22 protein-coding genes are annotated in these 21,803 nt (G+C 50.5%); 8 read left to right on the top strand and 14 right to left on the bottom strand.

Features of this window, described 5'->3' with window-relative positions; translation table 11 throughout:
* Positions 1-3 precede the first annotated feature (3 nt).
* Entirely contained in the window at positions 4-1,329 is a 1,326-nt protein-coding gene (gene argA / locus Q0852_RS18305; RefSeq protein ID WP_299020424.1) for an amino-acid N-acetyltransferase, read from the bottom strand.
* Positions 1,330-1,611: 282 nt separating this feature from the next.
* Between argA and Q0852_RS18300 the strand changes: the two genes are divergently transcribed.
* From Q0852_RS18300 to tcdA, 3 genes are all read left to right on the top strand, one after another.
* Complete coding sequence (locus Q0852_RS18300) at positions 1,612-1,995, top strand: DUF2850 domain-containing protein (protein WP_299020422.1); 384 nt, start codon at positions 1,612-1,614, stop codon at positions 1,993-1,995.
* A gap of 223 nt (positions 1,996-2,218) precedes the next feature.
* Positions 2,219-3,313, top strand: coding sequence for a murein transglycosylase A (gene mltA / locus Q0852_RS18295; RefSeq protein ID WP_299020419.1), 1,095 nt, complete (start codon positions 2,219-2,221; stop codon positions 3,311-3,313).
* A 117-nt stretch (positions 3,314-3,430) separates the two neighbouring features.
* Positions 3,431-4,240, top strand: coding sequence for a tRNA cyclic N6-threonylcarbamoyladenosine(37) synthase TcdA (tcdA, locus tag Q0852_RS18290; protein ID WP_299020417.1), 810 nt, complete (start codon positions 3,431-3,433; stop codon positions 4,238-4,240).
* A 71-nt stretch (positions 4,241-4,311) separates the two neighbouring features.
* Here the strand turns inward: tcdA and csdE are convergent, their stop codons facing one another.
* Together csdE and csdA are read right to left on the bottom strand one after the other, a co-directional pair.
* A complete protein-coding gene (gene csdE, locus Q0852_RS18285) occupies positions 4,312-4,740 on the bottom strand; it encodes a cysteine desulfurase sulfur acceptor subunit CsdE (RefSeq protein WP_299020415.1) in 429 nt (142 codons plus the stop codon).
* Positions 4,741-4,749: 9 nt separating this feature from the next.
* Positions 4,750-5,970, bottom strand: coding sequence for a cysteine desulfurase CsdA (gene csdA / locus Q0852_RS18280; protein ID WP_299020413.1), 1,221 nt, complete (start codon positions 5,968-5,970; stop codon positions 4,750-4,752).
* Positions 5,971-6,397: 427 nt separating this feature from the next.
* Between csdA and Q0852_RS18275 the strand changes: the two genes are divergently transcribed.
* Genes Q0852_RS18275 through rlmM form a run of 4 tightly spaced genes read left to right on the top strand, consistent with a single transcriptional unit; the run spans position 6,398 to position 9,441 of the window.
* A complete protein-coding gene (locus Q0852_RS18275; RefSeq protein WP_299020410.1) occupies positions 6,398-7,306 on the top strand; it encodes a transcriptional regulator GcvA in 909 nt (302 codons plus the stop codon).
* Positions 7,299-7,970 (top strand): alpha/beta family hydrolase, encoded by a 672-nt coding sequence (locus Q0852_RS18270; RefSeq protein ID WP_299020407.1) that lies wholly within the window; start codon positions 7,299-7,301, stop codon positions 7,968-7,970. Before Q0852_RS18275 ends, Q0852_RS18270 begins: the two co-directional genes overlap by 8 nt.
* Complete coding sequence (locus tag Q0852_RS18265) at positions 7,960-8,349, top strand: DUF423 domain-containing protein (RefSeq protein ID WP_299020404.1); 390 nt, start codon at positions 7,960-7,962, stop codon at positions 8,347-8,349. Before Q0852_RS18270 ends, Q0852_RS18265 begins: the two co-directional genes overlap by 11 nt.
* Before the next feature lie 9 nt (positions 8,350-8,358).
* Positions 8,359-9,441 (top strand): 23S rRNA (cytidine(2498)-2'-O)-methyltransferase RlmM, encoded by a 1,083-nt coding sequence (gene rlmM, locus Q0852_RS18260; protein ID WP_299020402.1) that lies wholly within the window; start codon positions 8,359-8,361, stop codon positions 9,439-9,441.
* A 73-nt stretch (positions 9,442-9,514) separates the two neighbouring features.
* Here the strand turns inward: rlmM and Q0852_RS18255 are convergent, their stop codons facing one another.
* Genes Q0852_RS18255 through Q0852_RS18235 form a run of 5 tightly spaced genes read right to left on the bottom strand, consistent with a single transcriptional unit; the run spans position 9,515 to position 13,139 of the window.
* A complete protein-coding gene (locus Q0852_RS18255) occupies positions 9,515-11,569 on the bottom strand; it encodes a heavy metal translocating P-type ATPase (RefSeq protein ID WP_299020399.1) in 2,055 nt (684 codons plus the stop codon).
* Positions 11,570-11,571: 2 nt separating this feature from the next.
* Positions 11,572-11,853 (bottom strand): YtxH domain-containing protein, encoded by a 282-nt coding sequence (locus Q0852_RS18250; protein WP_299020397.1) that lies wholly within the window; start codon positions 11,851-11,853, stop codon positions 11,572-11,574.
* Entirely contained in the window at positions 11,840-12,148 is a 309-nt protein-coding gene (locus Q0852_RS18245) for a hypothetical protein (protein ID WP_299020396.1), read from the bottom strand. The genes Q0852_RS18250 and Q0852_RS18245 overlap by 14 nt, the downstream gene beginning before the upstream one ends.
* The gene (locus tag Q0852_RS18240; RefSeq protein WP_299020393.1) at positions 12,141-12,797 is read right to left on the bottom strand and encodes a YtxH domain-containing protein; all 657 of its coding nucleotides are present in this window, start codon (positions 12,795-12,797) and stop codon (positions 12,141-12,143) included. Before Q0852_RS18240 ends, Q0852_RS18245 begins: the two co-directional genes overlap by 8 nt.
* Before the next feature lie 18 nt (positions 12,798-12,815).
* On the bottom strand, positions 12,816-13,139 hold the full coding sequence (locus Q0852_RS18235; protein WP_299020390.1) for an HMA2 domain-containing protein: 324 nt from the start codon (positions 13,137-13,139) through the stop codon (positions 12,816-12,818).
* A 150-nt stretch (positions 13,140-13,289) separates the two neighbouring features.
* Between Q0852_RS18235 and Q0852_RS18230 the strand changes: the two genes are divergently transcribed.
* On the top strand, positions 13,290-13,652 hold the full coding sequence (locus Q0852_RS18230) for an HMA2 domain-containing protein (protein WP_299020388.1): 363 nt from the start codon (positions 13,290-13,292) through the stop codon (positions 13,650-13,652).
* A gap of 38 nt (positions 13,653-13,690) precedes the next feature.
* Here the strand turns inward: Q0852_RS18230 and Q0852_RS18225 are convergent, their stop codons facing one another.
* From Q0852_RS18225 to queF, 6 genes are all read right to left on the bottom strand, one after another.
* Positions 13,691-14,107 carry a hypothetical protein gene (locus Q0852_RS18225; protein ID WP_299020385.1) on the bottom strand — a complete coding sequence of 139 codons (417 nt, stop codon included), beginning with the start codon at positions 14,105-14,107 and terminating at the stop codon, positions 13,691-13,693.
* A gap of 69 nt (positions 14,108-14,176) precedes the next feature.
* Positions 14,177-14,950, bottom strand: coding sequence for a flap endonuclease Xni (gene xni, locus Q0852_RS18220; protein WP_299020382.1), 774 nt, complete (start codon positions 14,948-14,950; stop codon positions 14,177-14,179).
* A gap of 102 nt (positions 14,951-15,052) precedes the next feature.
* Positions 15,053-16,429 carry a nucleotide 5'-monophosphate nucleosidase PpnN gene (gene ppnN / locus Q0852_RS18215; protein ID WP_299020380.1) on the bottom strand — a complete coding sequence of 459 codons (1,377 nt, stop codon included), beginning with the start codon at positions 16,427-16,429 and terminating at the stop codon, positions 15,053-15,055.
* Positions 16,430-16,718: 289 nt separating this feature from the next.
* A complete protein-coding gene (locus Q0852_RS18210; protein ID WP_299020379.1) occupies positions 16,719-18,278 on the bottom strand; it encodes a diguanylate cyclase in 1,560 nt (519 codons plus the stop codon).
* A gap of 140 nt (positions 18,279-18,418) precedes the next feature.
* Complete coding sequence (locus Q0852_RS18205) at positions 18,419-20,698, bottom strand: GGDEF domain-containing protein (protein ID WP_299020376.1); 2,280 nt, start codon at positions 20,696-20,698, stop codon at positions 18,419-18,421.
* Between the two features lie 228 nt (positions 20,699-20,926).
* The gene (gene queF, locus Q0852_RS18200; RefSeq protein ID WP_299020374.1) at positions 20,927-21,772 is read right to left on the bottom strand and encodes an NADPH-dependent 7-cyano-7-deazaguanine reductase QueF; all 846 of its coding nucleotides are present in this window, start codon (positions 21,770-21,772) and stop codon (positions 20,927-20,929) included.
* Between the last annotated feature and the right edge of the window lie 31 nt (positions 21,773-21,803).

Below are 21,803 nucleotides of genomic sequence, written 5' to 3'. Positions count from 1 at the left end.
GTACTACAGGTCGAGAACCAATATTTTCGAGCGACGCTGGAAATTATAAAGGGCTTTTTTGGCCATAGGAAGTTGTTCGACGTTGGATTCGTAAAACCCTTGCTCCAGAAACCAATGTAAGCTACGGGTGGTGAGCACAAAAAGGTGTTTGAGGCCTTGGTTTTTAGCGTGTTGACGCAGGCTGTTGAGTAGAATCCCCCCCCGATCACCATCGCGATAATCCGGGTGAATCGCGACACAGGCCATCTCCGCCATTTTTTCCTCGACGAAAGGGTAGAGGGCGGCACAGCCAATGATTTGGTTGTCGCGCTCAATAATGGTGAATTGCCCGACTTCCTGTTCAAGTTGTTCGCGAGATCGGCGAACCAAAATACCCTCCTGTTCGAGGGGGCGGATCAACGCCAGAATCCCACCGATATCATCAATTCCTGCCCGGCGGATTTTTTCGGCGCTGGCCATCACGATTTGGGTCCCGATCCCATCGAGGGAGAACAGCTCCTGGATCAGCGCACCGTCTTCTTTATAGCTGATTAGATGGCTACGGGGAACGCCTGCCAGGCAAGCACTGATGGCTCCGCGCAGGAATCGGCCTGTGCCGCAGTCATCGGCTCTTTTATTAATAAGGTTCTGTAGGGCTTTTTCTGCTTCGTGAGGTAACAGCTCAGAGGCAACACTCCCGTCGTCGGTAATAACCCCTTGTTCAGAGCAGAAGCCAATCAGTTTGTCGGCCTTTAAGCGGATTGCCAACTGGGTTGCGACCTCCTCCGAGGTAAGGTTAAAGCACTCACCGGTGACTGAGCTGGCTATCGGGCCCAACAAGACGATGGATTGCTGATCAAGCTGGCGGTGGATGGCCTGGCAGTCGATGCGGCGGATCCGGCCGCTGTGGTGGTAATCGATGCCATCATCGATACCAAGGGGCTGGGCAATTATGAAGTTGCCGCTGACTACATGAATTTGCGAACCGGCCATCGGAGTATTGTTGAGCCCCATGGAAAATCGTGCCGTGATATCGAGCTGGAGTTGCCCGGCTGCCTGTTTCGCGAGTTCCAAAGTGCGCTTGTCGGTAATTCGGACGTCTTTGTGGTAGGGGCTGGAATCGCCGTGAGAACCCAGTAGCTGGGTGATTTGTGGTCGGGCCCCGTAAACCAGAACGATGCGCAACCCTAAGCTATTTAATAGGGCTATATCATTGACAATATGAGGGAAATTGTTGTGGGCGATGGCCTCGCCACCGAGCATGATCACGATTGTTTTGCCGTTGTGGGCATTGAGATATGGGGCGGACTGACGAAATCCTTTAACCAGATCAGTACTTCGTAGTTTCACTGCTATACATCCATGTTATTTATTAGGTGATTTGTTACTAGTGTATTTGTCACTGATAAGGCGGCAAAAATGTTGGCCTAAAATGCTTAATAATTATTCGAGCATGGTCGCTAATTATATGTGCCAGTGCAAGTGGTACTGCACAGGATTCATTGTTGATTTTTGGATGCAAGATCCCGTTGTCGTATTACACATTGTCCATTTTGTCGAAAACTGGCTGGCTTTAGGTATATTCATCATCGATAACACAGAGAACATCACGCTATGAAGAAAGGTCAAAAAATGAAACTGCAATTTGCCTTCGTGGTGGGGGGGACTCTTGTTGGTTTTTTCTTTTCTGCAATGATTGCTGTTGGTGCAATTGATACGGAAACGTTCGGCGGTAAGCCGCTCCCCAATATTAATGGAACATGGGTGGAGAAAGAGGTAGCACCTTATGTTGCAGACAGCTTTGAGCTTCGTCAGGAAGGTGTATTTGTTGACGGTCGCTTGGTTACTACGCGCTATGATTGGGATGGCAATATTCTCAAATATCGCCTTGGTGACGATATCTATGTCTATAAGCTCCATGAGGGCCGTCTGATGCGTCAGCAGCCAGCCCACTATATTTCTTCTTTTGCCCGAAAAAAAGAACCTGAGCATTGTCTGGCACAAAATTGTACTTAAATATCATACAGAACAATAATCAGACCTTTCCTGATTTCTTCCCTTCTTGTAGTTAGCCTGTTCAGCCAGATAGTCTGACGGGGGCAGGACTCTGTTTGTTATAAAATACAGAGCCCTGACAAACTCATCTGTACAAATTATAAAATATTCTTACTTTCATGCCGCAATCGCTTTAGGCATACTGGGCGATGAAAATACCACACTAATCTCATAGGTCTTTACCGTGTTTCGTAAAGCAACAATAGCAATGTTAATTATTGGCCTGGCGGGTTGTGCCAGGCCGACAGATCATGGTCAGCAGTACTTGGATGGTCGTTTTGATCAGATCTTGAATCAAGTGTCGATGGTAGAGTCAGATAAACCGAGTGATTACAGCCAGTTTGAGCAACAGATGGAAATGGTGCTTGAGCGCTCGCCGTCAATGGCAGACAAGTACCAACCGCTTTACCTGCAGCTTCAAAATTGGGCAGAGCAAAGTGGCGATCCGACTCAGCTTGGAAATTTCGGCATCCAGATGGCCCAGATGGGGGGGGCAGATAGCTTCGGTAACGTTATGTTTACCGGTTATTTTTCGCCGGTGATTGAACTTCGTCATGAGCCGACGGAGACATTTCGTTATCCGGTTTATGGGATGCCAAAGTGCGAAGAGCAGTGTCCAAGCCGGACTGAAATCTATGCCGGGGCTCTTGACGGGCAAGGGCTGGAGCTCGGTTATAGCGCATCGATGCTGGATGTATTCATGATGGAAGTGCAGGGTAGCGGCTTTGTGCATTTTGAAGATAACGGTCAGCTTCAATATTTTGCTTACAACGGCAAAAATGGTCACCCTTATGTCAGTATCGGTAAAGTGTTGATTGAGAGGGGTGAGGTGCCGCGCGAGAAAATGTCGCTCAAGGCGATAGATGAGTGGGTTAGCCAGCAGGATGAGGAAACTGTTCGTGAGCTTCTTGAGCAGAATCCGTCGTTTGTATTCTTCAAACCGCAAGATAGCCTGGATGTGATGGGCACGGCCGGGATCCCGTTGCAGGCCCATGCCTCGGTGGCGGCAGATCGTGATTATCTGCCGATGGGCAGTGTGCTATTAGCCGAAGTGCCTCAGCTTGATAGCGAGGGCAACTGGAATGGTCAGCATGTGCTTAAATTATTAATGGCGCTTGATACCGGTGGGGCCGTGAAGAAAAACCACCTTGATTTGTATCACGGGATGGGACCTCAGGCTGGGATAGATGCCGGCCATTACAAGCATTATGGTCGGGTTTGGAAGCTGGGTTTACAGGGGAGTGTGACTGAAAAACCTTGGCAGAATATCGGTGGGTAGATCCTGCTAGGTGATATTGCAAGTCTGTCTGGCGGCCAGGCTGGACAATTGTGACCAGAGCGCGTATAAAACGCGCTCATTCTTTATCTGAACGACCCTAGCTACTTGTGAATACTTATGCGTGAATTAGATACCCCGGCTTCTGACAATTACAACCAGCGTTTTGGCGGTACACGCCGTCTGTACGGCAACAACGAAGTAGAAATACTGCGTGCTGCTCATGTGTGTGTTATTGGTATTGGTGGTGTCGGTTCATGGGCCGCAGAGGCTCTGGCTCGTTCTGGCGTTGGCGAGCTGACCCTGATCGATATGGATGATGTGTGTGTAACTAATATCAACCGCCAGATCCATGCTATGACGGGAACTGTCGGTCAGAGTAAAATCGAAGTAATGGCTGAGCGCATCAGGCTGATTAATCCTGAGTGTAAGGTGAACCTGATTGATGACTTCATTACTCCGGAGAATATCCCGCAGTATATCGATGCCCGTTATGACTATGTTCTTGATGCTATTGACAGTATGAAGCCAAAGGCGGCGCTGCTGGCGTATTGTAAGAGTAATAAGTTAAAGGTGATCACCACAGGTGGCGCCGGCGGTCAGATGGATCCGACGCAAATTCAAATTACTGATCTGACAAAAACTATCCAAGACCCGCTAGCGAAGAAGTTGCGTGATACTTTGCGTCGTCATCATAACTTCCCTAAAAACCCGAAGCGTAAGTTTGGTATTGAATGTGTGTTCTCGACTGAGCAGCTGAAATACCCGCAGGCCGATGGTTCGGTATGTAATGCCAAGGCATCGGCAGAAGGGCCTAAACGTATGGATTGTGCCAGTGGCTTTGGTGCGGCGACGATGGTAACGGCAACTTTTGGCTTCGTCGCGGTATCACGTATCTTGCAGAAGTTGATTGCAAAACACTCCAATTAAGACGTTGGCATGACTTGAACAAAAAAGCGAGAGCCGAGGCTCTCGCTTTTTTGTTCTTGGTTATCGATGCATTATGCGCTAGCCAGCGACTTTATCTGTTCAACAATAGCCATCAGGCCATTGCCGCGTGATGGGCTTAGGTGGGCCATTAATCCGAGGCTGTCAAAATAGCTGTCGATATCAAATGCTTGAATTTCCGCGGCAGTCTTTCCTTCGTAGGCGGTCAGTACTAGTGTGATCAGGCCACGGACGATACGGGCGTCAGAATCGGCTGCAAAGTGGAAGATCTCGCCGTCTTGCTGGTGGGCCAGCCAGACCTGGCTTTCACAGCCACTGACTTTTAGCTGATTTTGCTTTAGCTCCTCTGGCAGCGCTGGCAGTTTTTTACCAAGCTGAATGACATTGCGGTACCTGTCTTCCCAGCTGTTAGCTGCCGCCATCTGGGCAACGATGGTTTCAGTGGTAATGTCCGTGCCGAAAGGGTGTTGTGGTAGGCTCATCAGTCTCTCCTAAAGCAGGCTGCACGCTTTATGCAAAGCCGCGATAAAGCGTTCAACATCTTGTTCGGTATTGTACAGCGCCAGCGATACTCGCAGGGTACCGCTCAGCCCGAGCGCATCAAGCATCGGGTGGGCACAGTGGTGGCCGGCGCGCAGGGCAATGCCTTGCTGGTCAAGCAGGGTAGCAATGTCCTGATGGTGGACGCCGTCGACAACAAAGGAAAATAAACTGGCATCGGGCTGAAGGCCGACAATACGCAGATCCTCGATATCTTTGATGCCGTTCAGTGCCTGTTGGCGTAATTTGTGGATATGTGCTTCTGACGCTTGTTGGTCAAGCGCTGTTAGCCAGTCGATAGCGGCAGCAAGGGCCAGGCTGCCAGCGACGTTGGGGGTTCCAGCCTCAAATTTACCCGGAACGGCTGAGAAGGTCGTTCCCTCGAAAGAGACTTTCTCCACCATTTTGCCTCCGCCGTGCCATGGTGGCATAGCGTCCAGCAGGTCGTATTTACCGTAAAGAACCCCAATCCCTGCCGGGGCAAAAATTTTGTGGCCAGAGAAGACATAGAAGTCGGCATCCAGCGCCTGAACATCGACTTTTTCATGAGCCACCGCCTGCGCACCGTCAATCACAGCGACAGCACCGTATTGGTGGGCGTCGGCAATGATTTTTTCTATAGGGTTGCGGGTGCCGGTTACATTGGTGATATGGGCTACGGCAACGATTTTGGTTTGCTTGTTTAGGCTCTGGTGGAATGCATCCATATCCAGGGTGCAGTCCGGGTTCATCGGGATTTTTACGACTTTAGCACCGGTCTGTTCCGCCACGATCTGCCACGGCACGATATTGGCGTGGTGTTCGAGCTCGCTCACCAGGATCTCATCACCCGGTTTGAGGTTCTGTCGGGCATAAGTCTGGGCAATCAGGTTCAGGGCTTCCGTTGCTCCCCGGGTCCAGATGATTTCTTTATTATGTTTGGCGTTAATAAAGCGTTGGACCGTTTCGCGTGCCTGTTCAAACTGGGTGGTTGCCGCTGCCGTCAGGGCGTGGCTGCCACGGTGAACATTAGCGTTGTGACCGCTGTAGTACTGCTGGATGGTTTCGATAACAATTTTTGGCTTTTGGGTGGTCGCAGCACTGTCTAGGTAGACGAGAGGCTGACCGTTGCAGTCCTGGTTGAGTGCCGGGAACTGCTGGCGAATTTGGTTGATATCAAATTGAACAGTCATGATGAGTCACATTGCGAAAAAGAAGGAGGCGATCATGCCATTATTTGCCATAAGAGCAAGGGATTATAAGTAGGCTCATGCTAATTATACCCAAGTGACCTCAAGATGCAGGTATCTGACTGAGTTCAGCATGTTCAATTCAAGGAAGACAGATAAAAAAAAGCACCGTGTTGGGGCACAGTGCTAACAATAAACTTTGACAGACAGGTCAAAAATACAGGAAGTAAAAGTGGTAGATTGACTACCCGTCCGGAACAACCCGGACAATATGCAAACACAACATCGCAACTATGACTGAGAGTTAGATGCCGAGAGGGCAAAACTGAACCTCGCTCACCGTTGCGAAGCAAATCATATGGTTTATGTAGCCCTGGAGCAATGGACAATTTATAATGTTTGCCATAAAAAAAACTAATGCAGGAAAAGTATGTCAAGACGTCTACCACCTCTAAACTCGCTAAAAGTGTTCGAAGCTGCAGCAAGGCACTTGAGTTTTACCCGTGCAGCTGAAGAATTGTTCGTTACTCAAGCTGCTGTAAGCCACCAAATTAAGGCTCTAGAGGAATTTCTGGGGCTTAAATTATTTCGCCGTCGCAACCGATCTTTGTTGCTGACTGAAGAAGGTCAAAGCTACTTTCTTGACATCAAAGACATCTTTTCTGCAATCTCAGATGCCACTGATAAAGTCTTGGAACGCGGCGCGAAAGGTGCGTTAACCATTAGTTTACCTCCTAGTTTTGCTATTCAATGGCTGGTCCCCCGATTGGCGGATTTCAATGAACAGCACCCGGATATAGATGTCAGGATCAAAGCGGTCGATCTGGATGAAGGTTCCTTGACCGATGATGTCGATGTGGCGATTTATTATGGCCGCGGTAACTGGCAGGGATTACGTGCCGATAAGCTTTACCAGGAGTTCTTGCTGCCCGTTTGTTCGCCGATGCTGCTGACTGGCTCGAAGCCGCTACGCTCGCTTGACGATCTTAAGTACCACACTTTACTTCATGACACTTCCCGTAAAGAGTGGAAGAACTATGTTCGCCATCACGAGATAACCGGAACCAATGTGAATCAGGGGCCGATTTTCAGTCACTCCACCATGGTGCTGCAGGCAGCCGTTCACGGTCAGGGTATTGCCTTGGGAAATAACGTACTGGCTCAGCCTGAATTGGAAGCCGGTCGCTTGGTTTGTCCGTTTGATGAAGTGCTGATGAGTAAGAACGCCTTCTATCTGGTTTGCCAGGAGAAGCAGGCGGAAACCGGTCGTATCCAGATTTTCCGTGACTGGGTTTTGGCCAAGGCGGCGCGCGAACAGGAGGATATGCCCGATGTCTGAATACCTTATTGATGGGCCGGACACAAAGGATGCCGTGGCAACGTTTTTGTTTGCCCACGGTGCCGGAGCGGGGATGGAGCATGAGTTTATGACCACGATAGCTCAAGACCTGGCCGGACACGGCATTCGGGTGGTACGATTTAATTTTCCCTATATGGTCAAACGCAGCGAAGATGGCAAGAAACGCCCGCCGGATCGCCAGCCTAAGTTGTTACTTGATTTTCAGCGCCATATCGAGGCATTCAGCGTAGATGGCAGATTGGTGATCGGCGGTAAGTCGATGGGAGGTCGTATGGCCAGCCTGATGGTTTCAGAGATTGCTGCGGAAACCGCAGGGGTTGAAAACTGCCAGGGAAAGGTGAGCGGTGTGGCCTGCTTAGGTTTTCCTTTTAATCCGCCGGGCAAGCCGGACAACTTTCGTGGCGAGCATTTGCAAAGTACGACGATGCCGACCCTGATCCTGCAGGGAGAACGAGATACCTTTGGCACCCGTACAGAAGTAGAAGGCTGGCAATTTCCCGATGCCGTTGAGATTGCTTTCTTACCTGATGGCGATCATAGCTTTAAGCCGAGGAAAGCGTCTGGGCTGACAGAGCAGCAGAATCGAGTTCGAGTGGTTGAGTTGTTGGCTGCTTTTATTAAGGAATGTGTCGATGCCGATTAACAACCAATGGCCGGGAAAAATCTTGTTTTTCGCGGCTATGAGCGGGGCTTTCACTGTTGCGCTGGGGGCTTTTGCTGCTCATGGCTTGAAGGCGCAAATATCTGCCGGACTGCTGGATGTATTTAAAACCGGCGTTCAGTATCAGGCTTGGCATAGCCTTGCCATGCTTGGGTGTGGAATTTGGGCACGCATTATGCCGACAAAAGCGGTATTATACGCAGCCCTGTTTTTCGCAACGGGGATTGTGTGCTTCAGCGGCAGCTTGTATTTGTTGGTGTTGACGGGCATTAAGTGGTTCGGCCCCATCACTCCAATCGGGGGCGTGTGTTTTATTATTGGCTGGGTAGCGCTTGCAGTGGCTGCCTGGCGAACAGCTTAAGGGTTGAAAGTGAATCAAGTTCTGTTGTACTGCCGTCCCGGCTTTGAGAAAGAGTGTGCCGGTGAAGTTCAAGACAAAGCAAATACGCTGGAGCTGTATGGCTTTCCTCGTGCGAAGAACAACACCGGTTATGTGGTGTTTGAGTTCTACCAGCCGGGGGATGCCGATAAATTTATTCAGTTGCAGCCATTTGCGGAGCTGATTTTTGCCCGTCAGATGATTGCGGTATCAACCCTGTTGACGGATCTGCCTCAGGACGATCGTATTTCTCCAATTATGGAAGCGGTGGCAGATTTCCCTCGCTGTGGTGATCTGCGAGTGGAAACGCCGGATACTAACGAGGCAAAAGAGCTGTTGAAGTTCTGCCGTAAGTTTACAGTGCCACTACGCCAGGTAATGCGCAAAGAAGGCGTTCTGTATGCCAAGGACAACCCGAAAAAGCCGGTTCTTCATCTGTGCTTTATCGCACCGGGCTGTTGTTATGTCGGATATTCTTATACCTTCAACAACTCGCAGTTCTTCATGGGGATCCCTCGCCTGAAGTTCCCGTCAGATGCGCCGAGTCGTTCAACTCTGAAGCTGGAAGAAGCTTTCCATGTCTTTATCCCTCGTGAAGAGTGGGATGAGCGCTTGGCTGCCGGTATGTGGGGCGTCGACCTTGGAGCTTGTCCTGGCGGCTGGACATATCAGCTGGTGAAGCGTTCGATGTTTGTGCATGCGATCGATAACGGTCAGATGGCGGACAGCCTGATGGAAACCGGTCAGGTGAAACACCACGAGGTGGATGGTTTTAAATTTGAACCGCCGCGTAAGAATGTTACCTGGATTGTCTGTGACATGGTTGAGAAGCCAGCGCGAGTTGCCCACCTGATGGGGGACTGGCTGATCAAGGCTTGGGCGAAAGAGGCGATCTTTAACCTTAAGCTGCCGATGAAAGGCCGTTACGATGAAGTACTGCAGGATATTGAAAACCTGAAACACTACTTGATCCAAAACGGTGTGAAATTCAAGCTGCAGGCGAAACACCTGTACCATGACCGTGAAGAGATCACGGTACATATCCAGCGCCTGGATAACCGCATGCCACACTAAGTGCTTATTGCGGAGCTGATAGAAAAACGCCATCGTGATGATGGCGTTTTTGTTTATAGGACCTTAGCCAATGTTAGCCTTTTCGGGCAGCCAAAGAGCGTAGTAAGACCGCAAGAGTCGTACCGTTATGAAGCAGAGCACTGGCTGCTGGAGACAGTTTGCCAAGCGCTGCTGCCAGCATAATGCCACTGTTGACCGTTTCAGCTAGGCGAATATTACTTTTCACCAGCTTCATTGCTTCCAGAGCCAGCCATCGAGCTTCAGCAACGCCGTGTAATGTACTGTTCAGCAGAACAGTATCTGCGGTTTGCTGGGCAAGCTCTGTACCTTGTGCCATCGCCATACCGACATCAGCCTGAACCAGCGCCGGAGCGTCGTTCACGCCGTCACCGATAAACATGACACGGTGGCCAGCTTGCTGTAAGTCTTCCACTACTGAAGATTTGCTCTCTGGCGTGGCTTCGGCATAGATCCGGTCAAAGCCAAAGCGTTTGCCAATTTCGTTAGCCTTGCTGGCTTTATCGCCGGTTAGCAAGACGAGCTGTTTGATTCCAGACTGGCGGAGTTGCGTCAGGATTTCAGCAACTTCCGGACGTAAATGATCGCGGAGGCCGATGATTCCCACTAACTGATGATTGCTGGATACGTAAAGCAGGTGACGGCCTTGTTGTTCCAGTTCGGCGATCTGGGATTCTGCGTCACTGAAGTCTACTTGCTCGTGGGCTTCCAGGAAGTGGCGGCTGCCGATAACCAGTGGCATGCCGTTTAGGGTACTACGCAGGCCATGGGCGATAACGTATTCGACTTCACCGTGTTCGATATGCGGCAGGTCATGGTGCTTGGCCGCATTCACGATGGCTTGCGATAGCGGGTGCTGACAATGTTCTTCGACTGAAGCTGCAATCGCCAGTAGCTCGCGGGTACAGTCCTGTTCATTGAAGCAGACCACATCCGTTACTTCCATATCGCCATAGGTCAGGGTACCTGTTTTATCGAATACGCAGGTATCGATATCTGCCAGCTGCTCAATAGCCCGGCCGCCTTTTAGCAAGATCCCCTGCTGAGCCGCTCGGTACATGATTGACTTGAAGGTTACCGGGGTGCTGAGTTTCAGCGCACAGGAATAATCAACCAGAAAGACTGAAGCCAGACGGTTGATATCCCGTGTCATGGCAAATACTGCCGCACCGACACCAAGGGTGATCTTTACGCGTCGGTCAGCCATTTGCTGGGTGACTTGCTGGGTCTCACTTTGCTGGCTGAGTGATTCGGCAATAAAGTGCGCAATGCGCGCTGTGGTTGCTTCTGAACCGACTTTTTCAGCCTGCATGGTGATATTGCCATCCTGGATCACTGAGCCAGAATACAGGTATGCATCGGGTTCGCGACGAACCGGTACGCTTTCGCCGGTAAGGGACGACTGGTTTACCAGTGCTGTACCATCAAGGATTTTTCCATCGGCCGGAACTGGATCGCCCGGGCCGAGCAAGATCACTTCCTGTTCCTGGATTTTATCCGAGTTGATCTGGATTGTTTCATCGCCGCGTCTGACCCATACCTGGCTGGTATTCGGAGCCATCAGATCGGCCAGAACCCGGTCGCTGTTACGGCTGGTTTCTTGCTCCATGTATTCGCCCAGAGTCAGCAGCGATTGGGTGAGCATGGCAGTACGGTAATCCCCTCGTGAGGCAGCCAGGCCGATGGCTATTGCATCCAGTGCTTCGACTTTTAGCTTGCCTTCGCTGATGCTTTCAACACCTTCCTGGATAGTCGGAGCGATCAGCGGTAAGGTTGGCAGGCTGCCCCAGCGCCCCGGTAATAGGCTAGCCGCGAGAGTTCCCACGACATTGAGGGCCACTTCACCTCGGGTAAATTCATGTTCGTGTTCACCAGGCTGCGATTCGTTCCATTCAAGCAGAGCCAGACGTTCTTCCAGTCGCAGTGGTGTCAGTAGCTGGTTATCATAATGAATGGTGATGCTGCAGGCCGCTTCGTTGACACGGATTTGCTGCACCCCCTGGATCCCCATCAGGCCCTGCTTGAGCCATGGGGTGGTATCCGGGTGGTTGGCAATCTGAGGCAAGCGAAATCGTACTCGGCCTGGTATGTGATGGATCAGCTTAATCACAATCAGTTTTGCTCTTTGTGGAGGTTGCGGTAGTACTCCAGCTCGGCCTGAGTGTCTTCAAGGCGTTCTTTTAACTCTTCGACCTCACCACGAACTGCTGACCAGGCTTTTGTGCCGGTAGCTGCCAGGCTTGACTGTACTTTCTTGTTGCTGAGCAGGTAGGCAACAGCGGCGCCGGCAACCATGCCGGTGATCAGGTGGCTACGGTTGTTTTGCTGACGGTAGTTCGCCGGTGGCGGGGTTGGCATGCCGTAGTAATACGGAGAGTGATTAGTTTTCTTCATTGGGTTTTCCTTTTAATTCATCAAGCAGGTAGAGGCCAGCGGCTCCGGCACTTAGGATTGTGAGCATGGAAAGTACAGGGCGCCCTGCGAGTTGGCCGGCGATAGCCGTTGCTGCGCCACCGGCTAAAGCGGTTTTTCCCGCATCACGCAAGACTTGTTGTACGGCCTGGTCAATTTCGACCTCACCTTGTTGGTAGGCTTGCCATTGACGCATTCCAGATGCACTGCCACCGAGTAAAGCGCTAACCAGCATTGCTCGGCTGGCTGGGCTTAATTGGTCGGTGCTGTTACTCATGATCTGGCTCTGGTTGCGCAGGCTCTTGCTGATCGCGGTGGCGGGCTACTGAATCCTGGAAACCCTGTTTGCTTGCATTGAGTGTATCGCGGAAAATTTCATTCCCCATATTCAGGTTGTCAGAGACATTCTGAGCAGTATTCATTGTTGTCTCTTTAACTTTACTGCCGCCGGCTTTCAGCATGTCACCTGCACCGGTAAGCATCTGTAGCAGATTATTGCGGACGTTTTCATTGCTCAGAACCAGTGCTGCGGCCGCGCCGATCATGGCTCCTTTCCAGAACTCTTTATCATCGACACCCATTTTGTGCATTAGGTCTTTGAAAATGCCAGCCTGCTCACCCATCATGCCCTCAAGCATGCCTTGTGCCTGCTGGAATAGCGCATCATTTTCTGGGTGAGATTCGTGATGTTCCGGGTGGTGTGGCGGCATACCATAGTAGTGATGCGGTGGCATCGGTGGGTAGCCATGCGGCGCATGGTGGTAACCCGCATGTGGGTGGTAGCCGTGTGGTGGCATCGCATGATGAGGGTGCGGCGGGTAAGGGTAACCCTGCATTTGAGACGGATGATGAGGCCATGCCGGGTGGCCTTGTGGTGGGTATGGCATACCTTGCCAAGGGTCTTGAGGCTGGTTTTGATCAGACATAATTTATTCTCGTTTTGGTTAGAGGGTTACTGCGAGGTTATGCAGCTCGGAAACGGCGGCCTGGAAAGCCGGTTCGTCTTCCGCAAATAAGGTATCAATGAGGTTCGGGTTAATCAGCCCGTGATCATATTCGATAACGACACTGCTTGTTGCCAGGTTTAAGCGGTAGTTTTTGAGTGCCGGAAAGTTGCTGATAGCACTTTTGGCTGTACTCATGTCAAAGCTGGCAAGTTGTTGCATTATGCTGATATTGAATTTCAGTCGGATACGCCCGGGGATATGGTGAACAACAGTCAGGTATTGACGCAGTTCTAATAGGGTTGGATAGAGCTCTTTTTCCATTGAGGACAGTTTTTATTCATTATGATTATGGTTGCCGGATTCTGGCATTTGCTACTTTTGTAAATTTTGATATAGATCAATGAAAAGCTTTGCGAATTAGAGTCAAAAAAAGTAATCTTAATTAAAATAATTCTCATTGCCAGGTGTTGTATGCAGCCTTATATCCATCGTACTGCGAATCGCCTCCGTATCCGCTCTGACTTTATCCGCGATAACCCTAAAGAGGTTAAACACCTCGTTGAGAAACTTCAGCAAATTGAAGGTATCGTATCTGTCAGACACAAAAAGTATGCCGGCTCGGTAGCATTGGTATTTGACAGTCAGGTTGTTGATGCAGATGTATTGATGGAAACGGTGGAAAGCCATGGTTGGTTGCGTTCGGCTCAGCGAAAAGAGTTGGTTGAAAATGCCGTACGTGTGGGGACTCGCTCCTTATGTCGCGGGATGGCAATGATGGTCCTTCGTAAGACATTGGGGCCGATGGCAATAATGGTGGTCAATAGCGCTGTATAACGTTTTTTCTTCCGTAAATTCTTCTTAAACCAGTCATATTAACCCAGTCGTTTGGCTGCACACTTGCAGATATTACCTGTCAGTGCCGGACAGCGTTTGCATGGCGGAGACTTCAGTGGCAAGCGAAGCAGGCTAGATGCTGTTTTCTTTCCTGTTTGAGTGAGACTGCCTGCGGGGGAGAAGCCTGTTGCTGATAGAAGCGAACGGCTAGTTTGTTCGCTTCCACCGGTGTGGAACCAAGATAATACCGGCTGTAAGGGGGCCGCCAGTTCTTCCAGGGCATCGTTACCGGCTTGCCTGGCAATGGCTGCCAGTTCATTGTTAGTCGATCGAAATGTTGCTGCCTGAGAGGTATGAATTGGTTGCGCTTGTTGCTGAAGTGCTTTTAGAGCCTTAGTTGATTTTTTTCTTACCTTTTTAGGCACTTTGAGTAGAGCCTTCACTGATTTACCCATCACAGCCTCAACTTGGTATTAATTCTCAATATCATACTCAGCCAATTCACTATTGCCTAGCCTAAATGGTCAGGTGGCGGTGTGATAGCGGATATCTTGCAGGTTAAAACCAAGTTGAAGATCTGTCTTTAGCTGGGAAACCCGTTTGCTGGCAATCGCTGCTTCATGGTTACCGTCAATTTTCTTTTGCCATTTTGGAGCCAGATCGTCGGCAGCCAGAATTGCTTCCAGGGTTGGGTAAAGGGTCAGTAGTTCGACGGCTGCCTTGGGACCTATCCCGGCAATACCCGGGATTTTGCTGGAGCTGACGCCCGCTAATCCCCAGTAGTCCGGCAATTGTTCAGGTTTTACGCCAAATTCTTTTTCGATAAACGGGCTGTCGAGCCAGCGTTGTTGGAAATAGTCTCGGATCCGTAGTGTCGGGCGAAGTAACTGGCAGTAGCCTTTGTCGGTCGATACGATCGTGACCTGTTGGCCGCGGTCAGCGAGTTTCAGTGCCAGTGTTGCGACTAAATCATCGGCTTCGTCGCCGTCAGAGAGCAGGGAATCGATTCCCATTTCCATGAAGGTATCCTGGATTGCATCCATACCGTCAATCAGTTCCTGCGGCATCGGCTTGCGCCCTTCCTTGTAGTTGGGCAGGAGCTCGGCCCGCCAGCCCCGGTCTTCACTATGGTGATCAAAAACAGCCACGATATGAGTCGGATTGCTGCTACTGATTATTTTTCCCAGTGCCTGGCAGCATACTCGTGCGGTATTGTTGATATCGGGCTCGCCCGGTTGGGCAGCATGGACACGGCGGATGAGGTTTAGGGCATCAATAACAACAAGATGAATAGACATAGTGGTGGCTTAGCAGATCAATAAAGGGCCGATACAGGCCCTTTATTGTACGCATTGCGGCGTCAGAGTGTAACCTTTGCAAAAGGAAATCTGTCCTTGCCGCTATTTTATGTTGTAGTCGGGGGTAGTGATGATTTCATAGCATGGCTCATAGGCCGAGCCGGGCAGCTTCATTCTTTGCTGGTCGACAAATTTACGTAGTAGCTTGTCCATTCGTTTCATCAGCTTGATGTCACCATTGATCTGGAACGGGCCTTTACGCTCGATCTCCTTGATACCTTCTTCTTTGACATTACCGGCCACAATACCCGAGAAGGCTCGGCGCAGGTTGGCGGCAAGGTGTTCGGGACGCTGGTTCATGTGGAGGTCGAGGCTGGCCATGGACTCATGGGTTGGCTCGAACGGCAGCTGGAATTCCGGTGGGATCTTGAGTGACCAGTTGTAACTGTAGGCATCACCGGTTGCTAGCCGCTGTTCTTTGATCAATGGCATGGCAGCTTTCATGACCCGGGCAACTTTAGCGGGATCGTCGATGATGATCTCGTAGTGTTTGGCTGCTGCGTCACCGAGTGTGTCTTTGATAAAGCAGTCAAGCGTGCGGAAGTATGGTTCGCTTTCTTTTGGACCGGTCAGGACCAGAGGAAACGGCTGGCTTTCATTTTCCGGGTGCATCAGGATACCAAGGATATAGAGCAGCTCTTCAGCGGTACCGGCGCCGCCAGGGAAGAGAATAATACCATGGCCTACGCGGACGAAAGCTTCGAGGCGTTTTTCGATGTCCGGCATGATCACCAGTTCGTTGACGATCGGGTTGGGTGGTTCGGCGGCAATGATTGACGGCTCGGTCAGGCCGATAAATCGGCTGTGCATGAAGCGTTGTTTGGCATGCCCGATGGCAGCTCCTTTCATTGGCCCCTCCATCGCCCCCGGCCCGCAACCGGTACAGATATTCAATTCCCGCAGCCCCAGTTCGTGGCCGACTTCGCGGGTGTACTGGTACTCGATAGGGTTAATGGAATGGCCGCCCCAGCAGACGACAATGTTGGGATCTACGCCCGAGCGAACTGTCTTGGCGTTGCGCAGGATACTGAATATGAAGTTGGTGATGTGCGGCGCGCTGGTCAGGTTGATATCTTTACGCTGCTCGACATGCATGTTGACGTAGACAATATCGCGGAGTACCGAAAACATATGTTCCTGGATACCTCGGATGATCCTACCGTCGACGAAGGCTTCTTCTGGCGGGTTCGTTAGTTCGAGTTTGATCCCGCGCTCTCTGCGCATCACGTTAACATCAAAACTCTTGTGTTTTTCCAGTAGCTCTTTCGAGTTGTCGGTATGGCTGCCGGAGTTTAGTACCGCTAGTGAGCAGTTGCGGTACAGGCGGTATAAGTCACTGGATGCCGTTGCTTTTAAGCGGTCTACTTCCAGCTGAGAAAGTAGATCCATTGCGCCGACAGGGCTGATATGAGTAATCATGGTTACCTCCCTGGTCATGATAATACGGCTACGTTCACGCTTTGGCGTTTTGGAATAAATTGTCGGTGAACATGTCCGGAGAGAGAATTTTCAGAGGTTTTTTAAGGAGGATGCAATTGGGCATCAGTTCTTAAAAATCAGTTCTGATACCGGGCAGAATAATTATCTGATGATGGCCGGCCAGGAACAGGTAATTGTTATGCCTAGTATTATTCACCATACACAGGGATAGGCAATTTGACCAGAAATTGATGTGTCAGATGATAGCCTGAACAGATAATTGGGGACGTTATGAGATCCACAGCATTCGGTTGCTGCCAGCACTTTTGGCGCTGTACAGAGCCTTGTCGGTACGCTCGATAATATCGGCCGGCGTGTCGTTGCCGTGGAACAGGGTTGCACCGATAGATACTGTGATCGTGACATTTTGATCGCGGAAGCGGAATGGTAGTTGGGTTATGTTTTCCCTGATTTTTGTTAGCCGCTTGGTACGTTCCTCTTCGTTGACGTCAGGCAGGATGAGCATAAACTCGTCGTCACCGAAGCGGGCAATAAAATCGGTATCACTAAGGTTCTGGCGAATCGTTCTGGCGATGATTTTTAATACCTTATCGCCAGCCAGATGACCGTAGCTGTCGTTGACTTCTTTGAACTGGTCGAGATCGATCATTGCGACGCATAGCGGGTGCTGGTAACGCAGCCAGCGACGGTATTCGTGCTCCAGGCGGTCATGAAGGGCGGCGCGGTTATAAACCCGGGTCATGTTATCCAGGAACATCTTGCGTTCCTGATCATTAAGCCGTCGGTGGTAATCCTGAGTTTGCTCGTACAGGCTGTTGATTTTACTTTCGTTGTAGCCAAGCTGCTCAACCAGTGCCTTTTCGCGTTTTTCCAGTGCTTTATTGCGTTCTGCCAGTACCAGTAGCTCTTTGGTCAGCTCGGTGACAGCTGGACGCCAGGCTTCCAGGTTTTTGTTATTGCGTAGGCCTTGCTTGAAGGTACTGGCCAGGGTGGCAAGTTCGGAGGTCATTTCGCTGCGGTGTTCATACAGGGCTGAACTTTGGCCGACACTCTGGTTGGTGGTTTTTTGCAGCGTTGCCAGATCGCTGTTGACGCTGTCAAGGAAGCGCTGTGATGAGCGGCATTCCTGATGGGTGCCGTCGAGAACCAGACGGAGTACTTCCTGTGATATCTCAATCAGGGCTTGCGGTGAGACACCCAGCAGCAGACGGTTACGGATGTTCATCAGCTTATCACCGTTTTCGCCGTCAAAATCGAGCTCGGTGATTAATCGCTGTAATTCACTGGTTAGCTGGAGTAGGAGGTCATGATCCAGGGCATCTTTCATTACCATGGCATCATTGGACACTGACATCAGCTTCAGGGCTCGTTCGTACAGTTCCAGTAACCGGACTGTTTGTTTGTGGGTCTGGACCAGGGTGTCCGATGGTTGCCCAAGTAGATTACGCAGTTCGCGCTTCAGTTGTGCCGGCAGGCCAGGAAGACGTTTTAAGGTTTCACCGCTGTGTGTGAGCTGCTGCTCCAAGAGGTGGTTTTCGTTTTCGGTGAAAGAGGCCTGACGGGTAACAAGGCGCTCCACTACAGCCAGGCGCGGGATTAGCTTGCTAACATCTTTCTGCTGATCCAGTTCGTTGCGAAGTTCACTGAGCTTCACGTCAAGCTCGTTGTCCAGACCGCGGCAGGCTACGGACAAACGGCTGATTAAACGCTTGAGTATGACAATTTCTCGACGAGACTTCAAAGAAGCGTCGCGATAGGTCAATTGAGCTTGGTCTAAACGTAGCTTCAACTTACTCACTTCAGAAGCTACGGCATTGATATCAGTCACGTTTGTGCAAAAAACCTTACAGGGTATACACCATAATTAAAGCCGTCCAGCGGCCAACCTCGCTAGGCTGGCTAAACATGCTAGCAAAAATGGCTTCATAATTCATAGCTATTGGTGCTATCTAGGGGCACTGTAGTACTTTAAATGAGCTTTTTGTCAGAATCGTGATCATTATTCCAGATGATCTCAATTGATGAAGAGCTTTGGACTTTAACTAAACCGTTATCTATTCCCTGCAGGCAAGCCTTACGAATGTTGTCGCTGGCAAAGCTGGCTGCCGGAGCTGCGTCAATGGCGCTGAGGTGTACCCACTGGCTACAGTTTTCTTTTTTACTGAGCTGGCGAGCTGCATTGGCCGCCATTAGCAGGATATCCAGTAGTTCATGATCGTTGATAGCGGTATAGGCTCGCGGCAGAAAAGGGTATTCCGCCAGGCCGATACGCACGCGGTTATCGAGGTTGCGTTTGCCAAAGAAGTTATCGATCAGCTGTTGAATTGAGTCGGCCACCTGGTGCGGGTCGGTATCCAGGCGCGAATTTGGCTCTATGTACAGGAACATGTTATCAGAGAAGTGATAGAGGCGAGCGGGCTCGCACACCTGTTCCTTGAGGTATTCTCCAAACTGGCGTTCCAGTTCCAGCCCCGGTTGGTATCCGTGCTTGAGGTAGATATGTTTGAGGAAGGGGATCTCAAACAGGGCAAAGCGCAGCCTGTCACTGAGTGGTTCGTTGATCATCTCGCCCATATGCCATTGTTCAAAGTTGGCACTGCTTTGCTGCAGAGAGTTCGGCAGGCGGGCGTTGAGCATCCGCAGATTGCGCAGGCCGCTACGCGGATGGGTATAGAACTCGGTACGCAGGCGCAGCAGACGGGCCTGTAGTTGTTTGGCAACCCTGTGACGACGGATAAGGACTATCAGAGTGATCAGGATAACACTGAGCAGGAAGATGGTAACTTTTTGTTGGGTATAAAGCGCCTTGTCACTTTCAAATTGCTGCCGCTCCATCTCTTCCAGTTGCAGGGAGCGTTCCAGCATCCGTTGCTGTTGCTTGAAAACTTCGACATTACTCTTGATCTGATCTTCTTGCTTGCTGGAAAACAACTGTTCGTAACGGCGCTGACTGAGCAGAGCATTGTAATAGTCACTCTGGTTTTCAAAAGCATTCGAGAGTACAGACTCGCCTATTAACTGCAGCTCCAGATCCCCGAGTCGGCTGGCAGCAATCAGCCCTGACTGTAGAGTCGAGATAGCTTTGTCTGCTTGCCCTTCAGCCAGTTCCAGTTTGCCTTGCAGGATCAGGGCTTCGGCCTGGATCGATTCGTTACCACTCTGCTTGGCCAGCTCACGGGTATGCTGAAGATATTGTTCGGTTTTCGGGTAGTTATAAAGCTGGAGATAAATCCGGGCGATACTCAGACGCAATTGTGCCGAACGGATATCGTGCTTGAGTTGGGTTTCCTGATCTAAGGCATTGAAGTAGTGCACCAGAGCAAGGTTGTAGCGACCTTGCTGCTCGTAAATAGATGCAATCAGTGCCAGGGTTTTGGCCAGCGGCATAGTGCGGTTGAAGTGCTCGAAAAACTCACCTGCTTGGGTTGCGTGCTCAAGTGCTTTGTCAAAGACCTTACGTTGTTCAAACAGGCTGGCCAGCTCATAGTTGGCAATGGCAGTTAGGGCATTATTTTCCTGCTCGACAGCCAGCCAGTAGCCGCTAAGTAGGCGATCTAGCGCGAGGTCAAAATGGCGGTGTTGCAGGTAATGGTGGCCGATGGTGAGCTGGTAATTGATTAGCTCGCTGTTATCGTCGAGGTTAATCAGGTAGCGCTTGGCCCGGGTAAACAGTTTTTCGGCTTTATGTTCGTTGTTCTGGTTCGACTCGATGACGGCCCGTTGCATCAAAGACTTGTACTGCAATGTCTTTATTTGCTTGGTCAGTTTGAGAACTTCAGACTGTTCGATCTCCTGGTCGACCTGATCGAGCATGTTCAGGGCGACGGCGCTGTTTTTCAGGTTCTCCCAATAGATATGAGCGTGGATCAGGCGACTTTCCAGAATTGTAAATGAAAGTTCGTTTTTGATTGCCAGCTGTTCAGCTTGTTGAACTGTTTGTAATGCTTCTTCCGGCTGGTTAAGCAACGAGTAGGCTCTGGCTTTGAGCTGCAATGCATTGATGGTATTCAGTGGGGTGCGAATGGTGTGATCGGTTTCATCGTTCACATGCACGCGAGACAGCTCTTTGGGGCTGCTCATGCGGCGTTGTTCTAGGTAGCTAGTGGTGATTTCCAGCGACTGCTCCGGGCTGGTTTGTAACAACTCGTTGGCATCCGCCAAAATTGGTGTGGTGTAGATTTTGGCATTTACATTAAACGAAGCGGCTAGGAAAAATAGCACGCTTGCCAGCCAGCGACGCAGAGACATACTTATTCTTAAACCCAAAAAAAATACTGGGTCTAATATTACTGGCTTGGGCAACCAAGTCCAGCAAAGTACGCGATTTTGCTGGACTTAATCTGTTATAACGACTCATTTTTTTTGCGTTTTCGCGGCAATTCGACCGGAAAAGCACACTCAAAGGTATAACTTCTATCACTAGGCGGCTTGGTTATTTTATCCGTGCCGCGAGGCCTGAATCATTATATTTTTCCATTACTGGCGAGCCAGACGGAAGTTGTTGCTTGGCGTTTTACCCTGGTTGGTACGGTATGGGTTGATATCCAAGCCACCCCGGCGGGTGTAACGGGCATATACCGTTAGTAGTTCCGGCTGGCAGAACTTCATCAGGTCGGTGAAGATACGCTCGACACACTGTTCGTGGAATTCGTTGTGGTTACGGAATGAAATCAGGTAACGCAATAGCTTTTCGCGGTTGATCTTCTTACCTTGGTAAGAGATTTTCACACTGCCCCAATCTGGTTGGCTGGTGATCAGGCAGTTAGATTTTAGCAGGTGGCTGTTTAGTTCTTCTGTAACTACTTCGCCCTCGGCAGCGCCTTCCAGGTGAGCCGGGTTGAATTCATAGTCGGTGATCTCGATATCCTGGTTATCAATGCATTCGCCGGCGAAGTTTACAATTGGCTGGTTATCGAAATCGGCCAGTGGCTGTATCGTGACATCCACAGTGGCGCCGGCGCAGTCGCTCAGATCTTTTTGCAGCGTATCGGCAATTTGCTGCCAGCTTTCAAAGCGGGTTTGGTTGAAGCTGTTGAGGTAAAGCTTGAATGACTTGGATTCAATCAGGTTCGGGCTGGATGCAGGCAGGCGGACTTCGCCGATTGCGACTTGAGGCAGGCCTTTGCTATTGAGCCAGGACAGTTCATACAGTGTCCAGATGTCGTAGCCAGTAAATGGCAGGTCGTCGCCTAGTGCCAAATCATCGCGGTTCAGGCTGCGAGGCACAGGCTGAAGAAGTGATGGGTCATACTGATCTTTATACTCGGTGCTCTGGCCGAGAGTTAAACCTGCTAATTCTTTAGCGTCTTTATATTTGCTCATACTGTCCTGGACACTCTTGGATTAGAATGGG

The organism is uncultured Photobacterium sp. (assembly GCF_947502415.1).
Classification (GTDB): domain Bacteria; phylum Pseudomonadota; class Gammaproteobacteria; order Enterobacterales; family Vibrionaceae; genus Photobacterium.
Note: the sequence above shows the minus strand (reverse complement) of the source record. Positions and strands in the feature narration are given on the sequence as shown.